Here is a 16,169-nt window from a genome sequence, read left to right on the forward strand (position 1 = left end):
TTTTATATTAAAATTTGTGGAAAACTATACTCTGCCCTTGAGTGCGTTAAAAACCCAAGCTATCGCAAAAAAACCAATACCGACCGCTGCAAATCCCCATCCGGCAATATCATCATATTTAAAAGCACCTAACGCTATCATTCCCATTCCAACAAAAATCATGATCCATGTTGCCCACGCCAGCACAGTATTCTTATTCATTACCATATAGTTAATTAGTATAAAATCAAATATCGTAAAAAATTGATATAATCATTAGGACAAAGCAAGAGTTTATGCTTCAAAAGGAAATTTTATCGCTGCTTTTTCTCGAACTCGATCTAATAATTCCAATAAATCCAGGCTATTTTGATGCGACCAAAGACTACTTTCCAACTTTTTAGCAGCAAGACAGCGATGTACTTCTTTTATCTCATGTACAAAACCATTTCCTGCCATAGGAAGTTCAAAATTCTTTTTCTCACCATCTTTTAGCAAAGAAATGCTATTGGCTTCGTGCCATCTTGGTTGAATAAGCAGTTCTCCTGTATTACCAGAAATTTCAGCTTCCATTTTAGACCGACTTGTCAGTCCGGAATATAAAACAGCTTGTGCATCTGCATATTGAAAGATCATGGATGTTTGAAGCTCTGTCCCATTCGGATGGAAATTGGAAGAAGCAAGCACTTCATTGGGCATTCCCAAGATAAGGTATGCTAAAAAAATAGGGTAGATACCAATATCCAATAGTGACCCAGAAGCTAAATTTGGGTTTAGAAGCCTAGAATCTTCCCCCCTATCCAAGCCATAAAAAGCAAAATCTGCGTGTACATATGATATTTTACCTATTTCACCCATGTCAATGAGCTCCTTTACTTTTTGAATGGATGGGTTAAACCTTGACCATAAACCCTCCATTAAAAATACTTTACTTGTTCTGGCGACTTTTATAAGTTCCTCAACTTCAGATCTGGATACGCCAAGTGGTTTTTCGCAAAGGACATGTTTGCCAGACTCCATGGCCTTTATAGCCAAATCTTTATGAAAGTTGTGTGGCGTAGCAATGTAAACAACATCTGAGGTTTGCGCTGTAAATAATTCTTCATAGCTGCCATAAGCATTTTCAATTCCAAACTCATTGGCAAACTTTTGTGCTTTTTCCAAGCTTCTGGAAGCTACTGCCCCAATTTCTACATCTTCAAAAAGTTGAAGATCTTTAGTAAATTTTTTAGCAATATTTCCAGGGCCTATGATACCCCATCTAATTTTAGTTTTCATATGAAATCAAAAGTAATGATTATAACTCCTTATCTTTAACCATCAAGACAAAACTGGTTTAATAGCTATGGATATTAACTTCAATAAAAATGAAGACCACAACAAATTAAAGCTTTCAGAACTTCGGAAAAGACTGACTGCAGTAAAGCTTGGAGGAGGTAAAAAGCGAATTGAGAAACATCATGCCAAAGGCAAAATGACAGCGCGTGAGCGTATTGAACATCTTTTGGATACTGATACCGATTCTATTGAAATTGGAGCTTTTGCAGGTGATGGAATGTATGCGGAACATGGAGGTTGTCCATCCGCAGGGGTTGTTGTTAAAATTGGCTATGTGCAGGGCAAACAATGTGTTGTCGTTGCTAATGATGCCACGGTAAAAGCTGGGGCTTGGTTTCCCATTACGGGAAAGAAAAACCTAAGAGCCCAAGAGATTTCTATAGAAAACAAATTACCGATTATATATTTGGTCGATAGTGCCGGCGTTTACTTACCCATGCAAGATGAGATTTTCCCCGACAAAGAACATTTTGGTCGGATTTTTAGGAACAACGCCATTATGAGCAGTATGGGTATCACTCAAATATCCGCTGTCATGGGTAGTTGCGTAGCTGGCGGGGCTTATTTACCCATTATGAGCGATGAAGCAATAATAGTCGATAAAACAGGGAGTATCTTTTTAGCCGGGAGCTATTTAGTGAAAGCTGCTATTGGTGAGAGCATCGATAATGAAAGCTTAGGGGGCGCTACCACTCACTCTGAGATTAGTGGAGTCACCGATTACAAAGCCAAGGATGACAAAGATGCACTGGATAAAATAAAGAATATCGTTTCTAAAATCGGTGATTTTGAAAAAGCTGGTTTCAATAGAATCGAAAGTAAAAATCCTGCTGAAAATGGTGATGATATTTATGGAATTCTTCCGGCTTCGAGAGGTGATCAATACGATATGTTGGAGATTATAAAACGCTTGGTCGATAACTCAGAATTTGATCAATACAAAGAAGGTTTTGGTAAGAGCATTTTAACAGGCTACGCCCGAATTGATGGATGGGCCGTTGGTATAGTTGCCAATCAGCGGAAAGTTGTGAAAACCAAAAAGGGTGAAATGCAATTTGGAGGAGTTATTTATTCCGACTCCGCCGATAAAGCCACCAGATTCATTGCAAATTGCAATCAAAAGAAAATACCATTGATCTTTTTACAGGATGTTACCGGTTTTATGGTCGGCAGTAAAAGTGAACACGGTGGTATTATAAAGGACGGTGCCAAAATGGTAAATGCCGTGAGTAACTCCGTAGTACCAAAATTCACGGTAGTCATTGGTAACAGCTATGGCGCAGGAAATTATGCCATGTGTGGAAAAGCCTATGACCCCAGGCTTATCGTAGCTTGGCCAAGTGCAGAGCTTGCGGTAATGAGCGGAAACTCTGCCGCTAAGGTATTAATGCAGATTGAAAAGGCTTCGTTGGAAAAAAATGGGGAAAAATTAGATGCCGAAAAAGAGAAAGCATTGTTCGATGAAATTAAACAACGATATGACAATCAGATTTCGCCGTATTACGCAGCATCAAGACTATGGACCGATGCCATAATCGACCCATTGGATACCAGGAAATGGATATCGATGGGGATTGAAGCTGCCAATCATGCACCTATTGAGAAACAATTCAATATGGGGGTTTTGCAAGTGTAGCTAAGATGATGTTCTTAGTTTAAGCTTAACATTTAAAGAAGGTCTTTTTCTCACTTGTAAACTGGTGTTGAAATAGCCTTTTTTAGTAAAAAGAAGCCTGTCTTTGGGTTTTGCATGAAGTGTATACCTACCATTTTCATCGCTTGTAGTCCACTCTTTGGTTCTTAGATTTCGGACGGTCACATTAGAAATCATATTACTGTTTTCTATAACAAAACCAGAAATCATGGGCAGCTTTTCTTTGCGCCTTTTCTCTCTCTTTCTTATCCTTTCTGCTTCATTTACAGAAACGAAATACGAAGTTTCCATAAAAAAGGCCATGCTCTTCTCCGATATTTTCTCCCACTTATCTTGGCTGGCATATTTTCTAAAAGAACCATTACCATAAGAGACTCCTGCCAAAGCCATTCTCGGTTTTTCTTTGCCATATACTTGGAGTAATTCAATAGAAACAATAAAATCGTCCCTTACAAAAATGGAAAAAGGGATTAAATCTACATGTGCGAACATATCATTCTTCTTTATAGTATGCAGGATATTTTCTGTAGATTGATTCAGGTTATTTTTTGGAAAACCCCAAGACTTGTCTATATCATAAACATTTATCCGTACCAGAACACTATCAGATATATTTTCCCAGACTTCGAATCCAAAGGATTTAAGCTGCCGTAGTCCTTTAGCAATGGAAATATGAGAGGCTAATTCTCCACCAAGTGCAATATTGTCCTTCCAGTATCCATATACTTTTTCACCTGTATTTTTGTAACCAACGGATTTTTCTACAAAATCTCCTTTTTTGTCCGTTACGATGACCTCATTCAATTCTAAAATCGAAGGATTTAATTTTAGTGTCGGATATTCATTGTATACAAATTTCAAATTAGAAATGGGAATCTCTAGTGTTTCATATCCTAAGGAAGAAAATAAAACAACATCCTTCGAAGTGTAGAGATCAGGATTAAATTCCAGATGAAATATACCCTCCTCATCACTGACCGTACCAACACCCTTTTCAATTATTCCAATATTTACATAAGGTATGGGCAATCCACTTTTAGCATCAAGAATTTTACCCTTATAATCAAGTTGAGCAGATAGAATATTTGAAAGTAATATGGTACATCCCAAAAAAAGACCATAGCATATTTTCATAGCATCTATTTTGAGGCCACCGAAACATTTTTTGTTATGTTGAAAAGCTCCCTATTGGCATTTTTGATGTCCAGTTTGAAGACCTTTGTTTCACTATATTGGGATTTCTCTCCATAATTATGGTAAATCTTCGCTTTAAGATATGTAGGGGTCAAGCTTTTGTTGCCCAAGTACTTAATGTTCACTTTCCATGTACCCGCCAAAGAATCATCTATCAAGTATTCAGAGCATGAATATCCTAAATTCTTTTCTGTGGCAATAGTATCAGCATTTGCCTCTAGACTATGGTTCCAAATATAATATTGGTTATCTGGGTTCAAGAATTGTAAATCAAATTCTGCTTCACTGTCGTTCCATTCAAAAACCAATCGGGTTCCTTTAAAATCCTCATCCGCTACCTTTATTTTCTTACCTTCAGAACGTTTCATCATATCTGTTTTTTCCAAGGCCAGTAGGTTATTGAATTCTCTATTGATTATCTTGGAGAAACTGCTAGTATCTGCTTGCATAAAGTTTTCATCCAACAAATAAAAGTAACGTGCATAAAGCATCGCTGCTTTCTTAGGTTCACTTACAGTTCTATTGCTCAGCGCTAAGTCTCTATAAGATTGCGCATAGTTTGGTCTAAGAATAAAAACCTCTTTATATGCATCATTGGCAAACTCGTAACGTTCCTGCGACTCATAAATGTAAGCCAGTGCTTTTAGCAGAAGAGGATTATTACCGAAAATGGAAAAGCTATCATCAATAATCTTATCAGCATAGGCTTCTTGGTTCCATTTTTCGAAGAAATATTGGTAGGAATCCAGAATGAAGTATGGAGAATTCCTATACTTTTCAACATTGGATTCATACTTGGTTTTTGCCTCTTCAAAAGAATTGGAACTTTTTAATTCCTTAAGATAGTTGGGTGCATTTTTTAGAATATCCGCCTCGGTAAGCGCTGTTCCCATGTAATAATTATTCAAAAGTCTAGCACTATCCATCACTAGGTTGTTTTTATCCTTTGGAATTATAGTCCCGGTTTTTGTATTTATGACCACTACGCCACCACTACCTACATTTCCGTAACGAACAGTTCCTGCTGCTGATGCTATAACCGCAATACGTTCTATATTCTGGACATCGATAAAATCAGGGAAATCAGTAAATATTTGACCATCTACATCATAGATAGCCCTTTTGCCCCTGATTAGAACTGTCGCATTACTCGTTTGCGTACTTAAAGCGTTAAACTCTGGACTGCCAGGAATGGTAAGTACTCCGGTAGTAGCGCCCCTTAAAACAGTAACACCTGCAAATCTACCCCGTAATACCCTGACCAAATCATACTCTCCCTGCAAGAAGTCCTTACTGTCCAATATCCTCATAGAGTAAGAAGCCTTTTCTTTATTCAAATAGCCGAAAGCAGTTTTGATAATATTTGGGTTACTGGCATAATCTATCTCCAACTCCTTTTGACTGTTACGTCTTTTTTTGGTCACGGTTACGTTTTCCAATTTTTCAATTCTAGGAAATAGTTCCAGATTTAGTCTTTTGGTAACATCCTCTACACGAATTTGAACTGGTTCCATTCCTTCTGCACTATAAAAAAGCACATCTCCCGGTGATGCAGCAATCGTATAATACCCATCCGCATCAGAAGTCGCGGATACATCTTGATTTATGACTTGGATTTTTGCATTTTGGAAAAAATCACCTCCTCCATCAGTTATTTTGCCAGTTATCAATCGTTCTTGTGAAAAACAAATAGTAACGACAAAAAAAGATAGGAAACACGTAAATAGTATTTTCATAGCATGTGGGTTTTAAAGATTATACTTGATTTAGTACAACCAAAAGCTTACATGTTTAAGATACTGAAAGGCAACTATTTAAACAACCTTAATTTCCTAAATGTTCCTTAATTCTGGGGATTAAAAGAAGTTCGGTCTGTCTACCGTTAACATAGCGAAATCCATCTTCGCCATAAAACCCTGCTTCTTCAAGCATAATTCGAATGTCACGTTTCCATTCTGGAATTGTAATAGTGGTATTTAGCTCTATAGCATAAACTGTATTTGGATTTAAAGGGTAGTTTTCCCCGTCATCTTTCATCACACCGTCCTGGGCATCCCACATGCCGATTGTAGTACCAGCAGAATGTCCATAGAGCCCAAGCGGATGTGTATAAATTGCCGGACGCAATCCTGCACCTTTTGCTTCTTGTAACGACTTTGCCAAGATTTGGTTTCCAGTTCTTCCCTTTATCATATTTTGTGTAAGAAAATCTTGGACACGATTTCCATCTTTCAATCCATCGACCAAGAATTTAGGTGCAGCTTTTTCATTAGGTTTTAGCACATAAGCCAGTTCTTGACAGTCTGTGTTCAAACGTAAATAGGTTATACCAAAATCGCAATGCAACAAATCTCCCGGTTGAATAATCAAATCATCAGGTCTACCGGAGAATGAATACAAATGTCCTACCAATTCTTCACTGGTTCGTTGTACATCAACCGTTGGATGAAACCACGTTTCCAATCCCAAATCCGTAACTTTTTGACGCATCCACCACTCTACTTCCGTTGTTGTGGTAACTCCGGGCGTAATCGTCTTTTCTGAAAACGCTTCAGCAATGATATCATGGGTTATGTCCACCAATTGATTATAGATGACCATCTCCCTATTTATACGTGTCTCAATCCAACGGACTGCCAATTGTTCCGCAGATACTACTTTTGATTGTTGCTTTTTTGGCAGGTTGGCCATAAACTCATCATAATCTGTTTTATCCAAACCATCGGCAATATTATGATCTTTGGAAAAGTTAAGGCCTATTTTTTTGGGGTTTCGTTCTTCTATGAGCTGCATTAAGCGTTTCCATTGATTTGGCTCTTTTTCCTTATCCCATGCCGATTGAATGCTTTTTCCAACATTATAACGTGCCACGGCCAGTTTATCAATGGAATTCTTGGCCTTGTTCCTGTAAAAAAGTAAAATAGTCCTTCTGCGGGCATTCAACCATGTCGCAGGTAGCATTGTTTTTAGGACTGGATCCTCATTATACTCTCTGGAAATGAGAATCCACATATCTATTCCCGTATCGTCCATAAGTTTCGGAAGCAAATTGTTGAAGCGTTCTTCCAATATCTCGTCCACTACTTTGGCTCGTTCAACTTCTGGTAAAATCTGTTGGGCATATGCAATGGATGAAACAATACTGAAAAGGCAAAGGATACTTTTTTTCATGGTGAAAATCTTTACTCTAAAAATACATCATTTCACATAGACAAAAACAAGCTCTTTAAAAAAGCTACTTGTCATCTTTGTCAGGTTGAGTCTGTCGAAACCGATTGTAAATAATCGATAAATTAAACTATTCGACAGGCTCAATATAACAAATGAACACACTTTTTAGACGCTATCTTTTTACATACTTTCATTATATGATTTAACAAGCCTTATAAATTCTGTTCTGTACCCCTGGTTATCATTTACAATCCCGTTTTCGGCAAGATTAATGACATCATCTAAAGATGTATTATTGGTGTACTGGGATTTTCTTAAGTGAAGCCCGAACAACGCCACCGAAGCTGCAAAACTAAAATCTGGTGAAATAGCGGTTACATGGTCTTTCAATACTTGGTTGATTTCCGTGCTTACGTTTCCATCAGGCTTCTTGTACCTAAATTTGACGGTCAATAAGTCATTTGATTCTTCTTTGACCTTTAGATTTGAATATTTTAAATCGTGAACCTTTTTAAGATAGGGACTTTCTACTCCACTAGGAATTATTTCATATAGTGCTGTTACAGTATGACCACTGCCCAGCTCACCTGCATCCTTGGTATCATCGATAAAATCCTCATCTGCCAACATTCTATTTTCATATCCTATGAGTCGGTATGCCTTAACTGCTTGTGGATTGAATTCTACTTGAATTTTGACATCCTTGGCTATCGTGTACAGGGTTCCACCAAATTCTTGTCCAAAAACCTTTTGTGCTTCCTGCATTGTATCGATATATGCGTGGTTGCCATTACCTTTATCCGCCAACTTTTCCATTTTGGAATCTTTATAATTCCCCATACCAAATCCCAAAACGGATAAGAACACTCCAGTTTTGCGTTTTTCCTCAATCAATTCGACCATAGCCTTATCGCTTGAGCGTCCTACATTAAAATCACCATCGGTCGCTAGAATCACCCGATTGTTTCCGTTCTTAATAAAGTTTTTCTGTGCCAACCTATAGGCAAGTTCTATGCCTGCACCACCAGCCGTTGAACCTCCCGATTCCAAGTTTTCAATAGCATTTATGATTTTTTCTTTGTTACTACCTCTTGTCGGTGACAAGACCTCTCCAGCTGCACCAGCATAAACCACAATGGCTACCTTATCCTTTTCACGTAATTGGTTCACCAATAATTTAAAAGCGGATTTTAGGAGCGGCAATTTGTTGGTACTTCCCATTGAACCAGACACATCTATTAAAAAGGTAAGGTTGGATGGGGGTAATTCGTCATCTGAGTATGATTTGCCCTGCAACCCTATTCTAACCAGTTTGGTGTCTTTGTTCCAAGGAGTGCGCACTACTTCCGTGTTTATTGAAAAGGGGTGCTCTGTTGGTTGTGGATACTCATAATTGAAGTAGTTGACCATCTCTTCAATCTTTACAGCATCGATTGGAATCTGTTGCCCATTATTGATCATTCGTCTTACATTGCTATACGAAGCTTTATCTACATCAATGGAAAAAGTCGACAACGGGCTTAGGGTAACCTGTTCAAATTTATTTTCAGAGATGTGCGCATAGTTTTCATCATTTTCTATATGATAATTGCCCTTTTTGGTCGTGATGACGATACAACCATTTTTAGCAGAAGACCCGAACATCTGTCTTGCTTTGGCTCCATTGTACACATTTAATTTGTCTATAGCATTGGGGTCGATATTGGCAACAACACTATTGTTCATTTTTTGAATGGGAATCCCATCTACAATATATAAAGGTTCTTTTCCTGCTTTAATTGTGTTAATACCTCTAATTTTTATATTTGGTGCAGTACTGGGGGCAAGGCTTTTATTGGTTATTTGGACACCAGCTACTTTACCTTGCAAGACTTGCGAAATTGAGTTATGGTATGCTTTCTGTTTTTTTCTCCTTACTTGTGCGGGGGATGGAGCACTTTTTGGTGGAGAAATATATGAATCGTATGCTACGATAACAACTTCTTCAAGTGCTTGCGAGTCTTCTTTCATACTAACATTAATGATATTACCAGCACCGATTTTGGCTTTGAAAGTTTTAAACCCTATATAATTGAATACCAAAGTTTGCCCTTGGTGTGCAGTGATACTATAGTTTCCATCAAAATCGGTCTGGGTTCCTTTTGAAGTTCCTTCGACCATGACATTTACGCCCGGAAGTGGTTGTTTGGCTTCATCTGTTACCACTCCGGTGATATTTTTCGATTGGGCAGCTACTTGCAGTGTCGATAGAATGATAAAAAGAAAGATTAGATTTTTCATAATTGAAATGGTTTTTTAGATTTAATGCTAACCTACTATCAATCACGTCTGGAAAAAATCGCAAATTAGTTTGAAGGCGATATTTTAAAGTAACCGTACCTTTTGAATGAGTTTAAGCCTGAAGGGCTTCCACAGTTTTAATCCGGTCTATTTTACCACTTTTGGTTTCAACAAAGGATGGAAATGCGTAGATTTCCTTTGGAATTTCATATTTTCCGATGTCTTCCAAAGCTTCTATTTTCTGAAGTAATTCGGATTTTTCAATGTTCTCCGATTCCACAAATAAAACCAATTTTTCTCCCAGAGATACATCAGCAATACCAGTGATGAAAAAACGGCAACCGATCACTTGTGCCAATTTAGCTTCAATTTGTTCTGGAATCAATTTAATACCACCCGAATTAATGATGGAATCCAATCTCCCCAGCCATCTAAACCTTGACTTGTCCAATAACTCCACAATATCATTGGTGACAATTATACCATCGGAAACTTTGGGAGCGTTTATGACCAAGCAATCCCTATCGTCTTTTGAAATTGTTACATTGGGCAATGTTTCAAAATAGGTATCGACTGCGCTCGACCTGACTTGAGCCTTACCAATTTTTTTCATTGCAATATGGGTAATGGTCTCGGTCATCCCATACGTCTCAAAAATAGCACTGTCAGTTTGCTCTAGTTTTTTTTGCAGCGAACTGGATATAGGTGCACCGCCTATGATAATCGTATTAATTTGTGAAAGTTGTGTTATTGACTTTTTGGCCTGCAAAGGAACAAGTGCTACAAAATCATATGGCTTATGCAGTAATGCCAATGGTGTTGATGATGGTTCAATATAATCAAGTTCCAAACCTAAGACCATTGCTCTAACCAGCATCATTTTACCTGCTATACTTTCACAAGGCAGGCAAAGTAGCGATGTATCACCAGCTTTCAAATCAAGATATTTCCCTGTAGCATTGGCAGAATTTACCATATGCTCTTTTTGGAGTGTAATTTTTTTTGGTTTCCCAGTTGAACCAGAGGTGAAGACTTCGACTGTTGGTATATCGCTTATCCAATCCAATAAAAAATCACCTATCGAATTCTCAAAAGTTTGCCCTTCTTTGATAAGGCTATATCCAATTTCCGATAGTTCCATTTGGAAACACGGAACTCCGTTGAACTTAAAATCTGGATGTATGTTACGCCACGTTGGATTCACTTTCAGTAAGGGCTACAAATTCTTCTTTGGTCATAACAGTGCCAAACAGTCTATCTTTCCAGTTATTCCATTTATACTTTTTAGAAAACAAAAACAGTAGTATTGGAAAAATCACAAAAACAGGAATTAAGACGTCCCACCCGAGCACTGGTTCAGAAATATCCTTGTAAACAGAATTGGTCTGAAAAGCGGTCCATTCTGCAGTAACCAAAAGTGCGGTTATCAAGTTATTGGCAGCATGAAAGCCGAGCGCCAACTCCAATCCCTCGTCCATTAAGGTCAATATTCCCAGAAAAAATCCGGTCCCTATATAGTAGACCATGATTCCATAGCCTAGTTTTTCCACTTCTGGATTGGCAATATGCATCACTCCAAACAAAACCGATGTTATCACTAACGGCACCCATCTGTTTTTAGCCAGAATTCCCAAACCCTGCATCATATGGCCTCGAAACAGATATTCTTCAAAACTGGTCTGTAATGGAATCAAAATAATAGCAATAACCGCTAACGCCAAAAACTTGTTCAAATCAAAATTGAGCACATAATCATCTGGGGAAAGGTAAATATCAAGTCCAGTCAATAAAATAGTTACACCGCCCCACAATGTGAATGCAAACACTATTCGTTTCCAATCTATTTTCTTTCTAGAAGTCGTTAACGAAGTGATGGATTGTTGGTGTACGAGCCAAGTCCATCCTAAAACGACAAACAGCCCTACTGCCAAAGGAGCTAATAGGATTATGAGTACGATATTAGAACCCAATTGGTCAATAAGTTGCGCCATAGTATCTTCCACACTAATTGGAGAATTTACCGTTGCAATATAGTTTAGTACCATAAAACCAATAAATGCCAATGGAATAACAAAATACTTCCAAATTCCAATGTTTCCTTTATATCCTTGTTCTATGTACATACTTCCTCTATTATGTTGGTTTTCCAGTTTTTGGCCGATCTATAAAAAAGTTTACCATCAGATACCTCTAATGGCGATTCAAAATTGTTGGTATATAAACTTCCCGTCCCTAAACCTTGTGGCAGCGTTGTTTTTAGGGTATGCGTCCACTGTGCTATGGCATTTAGCCCAATATTGCTTTCCAAAGCGCTGGTTACCCACCAACCGATGTCATATTGCTCCGCAAAGTTTATCCACTCTTGGCTAGCTGCGTAGCCTCCTATTAAGCTTGGTTTTAAAATAATGTACTGCGGCTGTATGGTTTGTAGCAATTTTTCTTTTTCCGTTACAGCTTGTATACCAATTAATTCTTCATCCAAAGCTATTGGCAGTGGTGTTCTTTCACAAAGCTCCGCCATAGTCTCCCAGTTATTGGGTTTTATAGGTTGTTCAATGGAGTGAATTTGACACTCTGATAATTTTTGTAATTTTTCTAAAGCACTGGACAACGAAAAAGCACCGTTTGCATCTACACGCAACTCGATTTCATCAACTGTAAAGTTTGCTCGAATTGATTTCAGGATTTTAAGTTCGGTTTCAAAATCAATGGCACCGATCTTCATTTTAATGCATTTGAAGCCTTCTTTTAGCTTTTGTTCCAATTGTGATAGCATAAAGGCCTCGCTGCCCATCCATATTAATCCGTTTATTAAAACTGGTGACTCTTTTGTAGTAAATGCTGATGGAAATAATTCAAATGGATGATTGGATCCAAGTGATAAAAATGCTTGTTCCAGACCAAACCGAATGGATGGAAATTCAATAAGTGCTTCCAGTAACTTTCTTTCCCCTAAATGAATATTATCGCATACCCATGAAAGTTTTGATTCGTAATCGGGAACGTCATCGATACTGAGGCCTTTTAATAGCCCGCATTCACCTATTCCATAATTTTTAGTGTCCTGTAGTACCAAAAACCAAGTTTCTTTCTTGGTCATTACGCCTCTAGAAGTGCCACTGGGCGCTTTAAAATTGAGTGTGTACTTAGTGTAGCTAGCTTTCATGCAATTGTTTCAAATTTAGGTATATTTTGGGTTATACCAAGAAACAATATGCCTTGAGTACATACACACCAAAAAAGGTCTTAAGGGAATTGAAGAAGTTTAACTAAAGTTGAACCAAAAACGAACGCCATCATTTTCTTTATCGATGTTCATCTTTGATTGAAGTTGGTTTACAAGTCGGTTCATCAATCGAATTCCCATTGAAGAGTGGGCACGTTCATCGGCATCTTCTGGAAGTCCTACGCCATTATCGGTATATTCAAAATAGCCCTGATCACCATTCTTACGTAAATGGATATATATTTTTCCATGCTCATCGTTCTCGGGAAAAGCGTACTTGAATGAGTTGGAAACTAGCTCGTTTAAAATTAAACCAAATGGGATTGCTCGGTCTATATCCAACTCGGTTCCTTCAGCATCAATGGTAATGCTGATGTTATGTCCTCCTTTTTTATATACGGACTGTACACTATTGATGAGACTTTCAATATACCCTTGCATTTCGATTACAGATAGGTCATCATTTTGGTACAACTTCTGATGGATAAGTGCCATAGCCTTTACCCTACTCTTACCTTCTTCTAAAGCAACAATAGCAGCTTTGCTCCGTGTATTTTTAGTTTGCAAGCTCAAAAGACTGGAAACCATTTGAAGATTGTTCTTTACTCTGTGGTGGATTTCTTTGAGCAAGGAATCTTTTTCTACCAACGAATTTTCAATAATATGTTTTTGTTCGGCTATTAATCGTTGGTTTTTTATACTCTTAAGATAGGCATAGACCAAACCGGCGAAACCAAGTAGCGTGAAAATCAAAGAAATAAATACAAAATTGATTTGCTCGTCCTTTAACTTCATTTCGCTACGTGCCAACTCGTTTATTTTTTTCTGCTCATCTATTAGCCTTTGGGAGTTTTCCAAATCTTCATTGGCGACTATGGTAACCAATTGTTGTTTTATAAGGGACGACTGTTTTAAATTGAGGGAATCCTTGATACGTTCGTTCCGCTTGTAATACGTTGCAGCATTCTTAAAATTTTCAACTTTATCATAATACTCAGCCAATAAACTGTTTCGCTTAATACTTTGAAGTGTGCTGATATTCTCAAAATTGATATCCAGACTATTTTTAGCCGCAAAATATTTCTCCAATTGCAGATTGGCATCGGCCAAATGCAAGGTGTTTTCAATAACTTCGCTCTTGTAGTTGCTTTTAGCGGACGTACTTAAAACTTCGATACTGTTTTTTAAAAGGGGTATTGCCTCTTCGTATTCGTTCAAAAGCACATGGCATTTTCCAATATTACCTTCTATCTCTGCTTTTAGAAGATCACTTTCAAATAGCTGTTCCTCAGTTTTCTGCTTGGAAATATCGTTGATGAAAACATCCAAATAAGCTTTGGCTTTTTTAAGTTCGCTCAATGCGGTTGGTGCAGAATTATCCAATCTTAGATAATTGCCCACTTTGCTGTGGTACTTTGCCAGACCATAGGAATCATTATCCGCTATAGTAGGCTTTACTTCCATGATGTACTGGTTTCTAGCCTTTCTATGAAGTCCAAGATTACTGTAGATATCATAAAAAGCAACATTGTCAGATAATCCCAGCTCACGCTTTTCTTTGCGTATTTCTATTTGCTTGTCGTAGAGTTGTAAATTGGCATAATTGTCATCTAAAACGTTTAGCACTATACGTTTGGAATTGGAGTCCAAAGAATCTTTTGCGGCATATAGTTCTTTTGCTAAGGCCGTACTTTTATCGTATTCGCCTAAATCGTTATAGACCTGGGTCTGCATAACCTTATAAAGTCGAATGGCCACGGAGTCATTTACCTTTTGCGCATTTGAAAGGTAGACTTTAATGGTATCTAACCAATCATAAGCAGAATTTACATTGTATCTATTAACTGAGCTGAAGAAAGTATCGAAGCGGTTCGTTGAGCCAGAAGCATCTTGAAACTCTTTTAATACACTACGCTCTTGCGTGTCTACAGATTGTGCGGCAACCTGCATTACGAAAACCAATAACAATACCGAAAATAATCGCTTTAAATGATGTCCCATTAATTTAATCCCGAGGTACTTGTAGTAAGACTTGAAACACTATGATTATAAATGCTTGCTCTTTTAAAACTACCGTGTCCTTACATTACAATTCATTTTTTGCTTAACAAAAAGACAACCTTCAAGGTTTATTATTGTTTTATCTTTTCTTAAGCATAACCTATATAAAGAACGCTAGATTTACCGCAAAATTAAATCCAAACCCAAAGACTTATTCAGTATTGTTGTGAAAGTGCTCATTTATGTTGTGAAAGCGAAATGGTTGTATGTAAAATCGCACTTTATCGATGTTTTGTGCATTTCATGGATAATCAAAGTGACTTGCCATATTTAAATCACTAAAAAAGGCCTTGCTTTTACAACAAGACCCTTTTACGAGAACACTATATGAAAATGAAAAAATTTACTTTTTTATTATTAATTACACTGCTAAAGTATGGGCATACTTTCACAGTGAAAAAATATTGTTGTGAACGGGTTGAAAGTTGTGGTAATCCACCAAAACCTAGATATCAATGAATAAATAGGAGCATTAAAAATAGAGGTGATCAAGAAATATAATTAACTGTTCATCGAAGAAATGATAAACTCCTTAAAGTCTTTGGATATTGGAATCAAGTTGTTGTTGATCATGATATCCTTTGAGTTAATGGCATCAATATGGTCTACATTAACTATATAAGACTTATGTGCTCTGTAGAACTTGTTCTTTGGCAGTTTTTCTAGATAGTCCTTCAGCGGTGAACGCACCAAGAATTTTTTATCGACAGTATTCACTTCCAAATAAACATTATCAGCTTTTATAAATTGGATATCACCAAATTGTATTCTATAATAAAGATGTTGTTTTTTTACAAAAATTGAATCTTTTAACACCGAATTAGATGTAAAAGCATCACCTTCCGCACCAGCTATCTCTTTGCTATTCTCTTTCTTGGAATAATTGAAATTGGAGAGTGCGATCTCAATTGAGGTATATAAATCTTGCTGTTCAAAAGGCTTTACCAGATAACCATCGGGTTTAACCGTTTTTGCATTTTCTACAGTTGCTCTATCTGAATTGGAAGTGACGAATATAAAAGGAATATTATATGCTTCTCTTATGTGCTTCCCAAGGTCTATTCCTGTCTTGTCAGAGGCTAGGATAATATCAATAAGAACTAAATCAACATGATTGTTCTTTAAAACTTCTACCGCCTGTTCGTATACAATTACATTGTCAACAATCTCATAGCCAATTTCTTCTAGCATAGATTGCATGTCATCTGCAATTATTACATTATCCTCTACGATTAATATTTTGATGGAATGTTCCAAGTTAGTCTA

The 16,169-nt window shown here is 37.3% G+C and carries 12 protein-coding genes; 1 reads left to right on the top strand and 11 read right to left on the bottom strand.

What is annotated here, in order from left to right; genetic code table 11:
• Window positions 1-24 precede the first annotated feature (24 nt).
• Both KIM67_RS06705 and KIM67_RS06710 read right to left on the bottom strand, forming a co-directional pair.
• A complete protein-coding gene (locus KIM67_RS06705; protein WP_163419054.1) occupies window positions 25-207 on the bottom strand; it encodes a CAL67264 family membrane protein in 183 nt (60 codons plus the stop codon).
• Between the two features lie 66 nt (window positions 208-273).
• Window positions 274-1,257: a Gfo/Idh/MocA family protein gene (locus tag KIM67_RS06710; protein WP_213830577.1), complete on the bottom strand. Its 984-nt coding sequence runs from the start codon at window positions 1,255-1,257 to the stop codon at window positions 274-276.
• Between the two features lie 67 nt (window positions 1,258-1,324).
• Here KIM67_RS06710 and KIM67_RS06715 point away from each other — a divergent pair, with 67 nt between their 5' ends.
• Window positions 1,325-2,953 (top strand): acyl-CoA carboxylase subunit beta, encoded by a 1,629-nt coding sequence (locus tag KIM67_RS06715; protein WP_213830578.1) that lies wholly within the window; start codon window positions 1,325-1,327, stop codon window positions 2,951-2,953.
• Here KIM67_RS06715 and KIM67_RS06720 read toward each other — a convergent pair whose 3' ends face one another.
• The 9 genes from KIM67_RS06720 to KIM67_RS06760 form a co-directional block, all read right to left on the bottom strand.
• Complete coding sequence (locus KIM67_RS06720) at window positions 2,954-4,105, bottom strand: carboxypeptidase-like regulatory domain-containing protein (protein ID WP_213830579.1); 1,152 nt, start codon at window positions 4,103-4,105, stop codon at window positions 2,954-2,956.
• A 5-nt stretch (window positions 4,106-4,110) separates the two neighbouring features.
• The gene (locus KIM67_RS06725) at window positions 4,111-5,901 is read right to left on the bottom strand and encodes a hypothetical protein (protein ID WP_213830580.1); all 1,791 of its coding nucleotides are present in this window, start codon (window positions 5,899-5,901) and stop codon (window positions 4,111-4,113) included.
• Between the two features lie 88 nt (window positions 5,902-5,989).
• Complete coding sequence (locus tag KIM67_RS06730; protein WP_213830581.1) at window positions 5,990-7,336, bottom strand: M24 family metallopeptidase; 1,347 nt, start codon at window positions 7,334-7,336, stop codon at window positions 5,990-5,992.
• A gap of 180 nt (window positions 7,337-7,516) precedes the next feature.
• A complete protein-coding gene (locus tag KIM67_RS06735; protein ID WP_213830582.1) occupies window positions 7,517-9,616 on the bottom strand; it encodes a VWA domain-containing protein in 2,100 nt (699 codons plus the stop codon).
• 112 nt (window positions 9,617-9,728) lie between these two features.
• Entirely contained in the window at window positions 9,729-10,820 is a 1,092-nt protein-coding gene (locus tag KIM67_RS06740) for an AMP-binding protein (protein WP_213830583.1), read from the bottom strand.
• The gene (locus KIM67_RS06745) at window positions 10,801-11,739 is read right to left on the bottom strand and encodes a CPBP family intramembrane glutamic endopeptidase (RefSeq protein ID WP_213830584.1); all 939 of its coding nucleotides are present in this window, start codon (window positions 11,737-11,739) and stop codon (window positions 10,801-10,803) included. Before KIM67_RS06745 ends, KIM67_RS06740 begins: the two co-directional genes overlap by 20 nt.
• Window positions 11,730-12,782 (bottom strand): o-succinylbenzoate synthase, encoded by a 1,053-nt coding sequence (locus KIM67_RS06750; RefSeq protein WP_213830585.1) that lies wholly within the window; start codon window positions 12,780-12,782, stop codon window positions 11,730-11,732. The genes KIM67_RS06745 and KIM67_RS06750 overlap by 10 nt, the downstream gene beginning before the upstream one ends.
• Window positions 12,783-12,881: 99 nt before the next feature.
• Complete coding sequence (locus KIM67_RS06755) at window positions 12,882-14,843, bottom strand: sensor histidine kinase (protein ID WP_213830586.1); 1,962 nt, start codon at window positions 14,841-14,843, stop codon at window positions 12,882-12,884.
• Between the two features lie 561 nt (window positions 14,844-15,404).
• Entirely contained in the window at window positions 15,405-16,160 is a 756-nt protein-coding gene (locus KIM67_RS06760) for a LytTR family DNA-binding domain-containing protein (RefSeq protein WP_213830587.1), read from the bottom strand.
• Window positions 16,161-16,169: the final 9 nt, after the last annotated feature.

It is taken from the genome of Flagellimonas sp. 389, from assembly GCF_018449435.1.
Taxonomy (GTDB): domain Bacteria; phylum Bacteroidota; class Bacteroidia; order Flavobacteriales; family Flavobacteriaceae; genus Flagellimonas.

Coding starts and splice junctions, on each gene's coding strand:
- KIM67_RS06705 (WP_163419054.1), bottom strand. CDS start 207: ATGGTAATGAATAAGAATACTGTGCTGGCGTGGGCAACATGGATCATG.
- KIM67_RS06735 (WP_213830582.1), bottom strand. CDS start 9,616: ATGAAAAATCTAATCTTTCTTTTTATCATTCTATCGACACTGCAAGTA.
- KIM67_RS06750 (WP_213830585.1), bottom strand. CDS start 12,782: ATGAAAGCTAGCTACACTAAGTACACACTCAATTTTAAAGCGCCCAGT.
- KIM67_RS06725 (WP_213830580.1), bottom strand. CDS start 5,901: ATGAAAATACTATTTACGTGTTTCCTATCTTTTTTTGTCGTTACTATT.
- KIM67_RS06745 (WP_213830584.1), bottom strand. CDS start 11,739: ATGTACATAGAACAAGGATATAAAGGAAACATTGGAATTTGGAAGTAT.
- KIM67_RS06755 (WP_213830586.1), bottom strand. CDS start 14,843: ATGGGACATCATTTAAAGCGATTATTTTCGGTATTGTTATTGGTTTTC.
- KIM67_RS06730 (WP_213830581.1), bottom strand. CDS start 7,336: ATGAAAAAAAGTATCCTTTGCCTTTTCAGTATTGTTTCATCCATTGCA.
- KIM67_RS06720 (WP_213830579.1), bottom strand. CDS start 4,105: ATGAAAATATGCTATGGTCTTTTTTTGGGATGTACCATATTACTTTCA.
- KIM67_RS06715 (WP_213830578.1), top strand. CDS start 1,325: ATGGATATTAACTTCAATAAAAATGAAGACCACAACAAATTAAAGCTT.
- KIM67_RS06710 (WP_213830577.1), bottom strand. CDS start 1,257: ATGAAAACTAAAATTAGATGGGGTATCATAGGCCCTGGAAATATTGCT.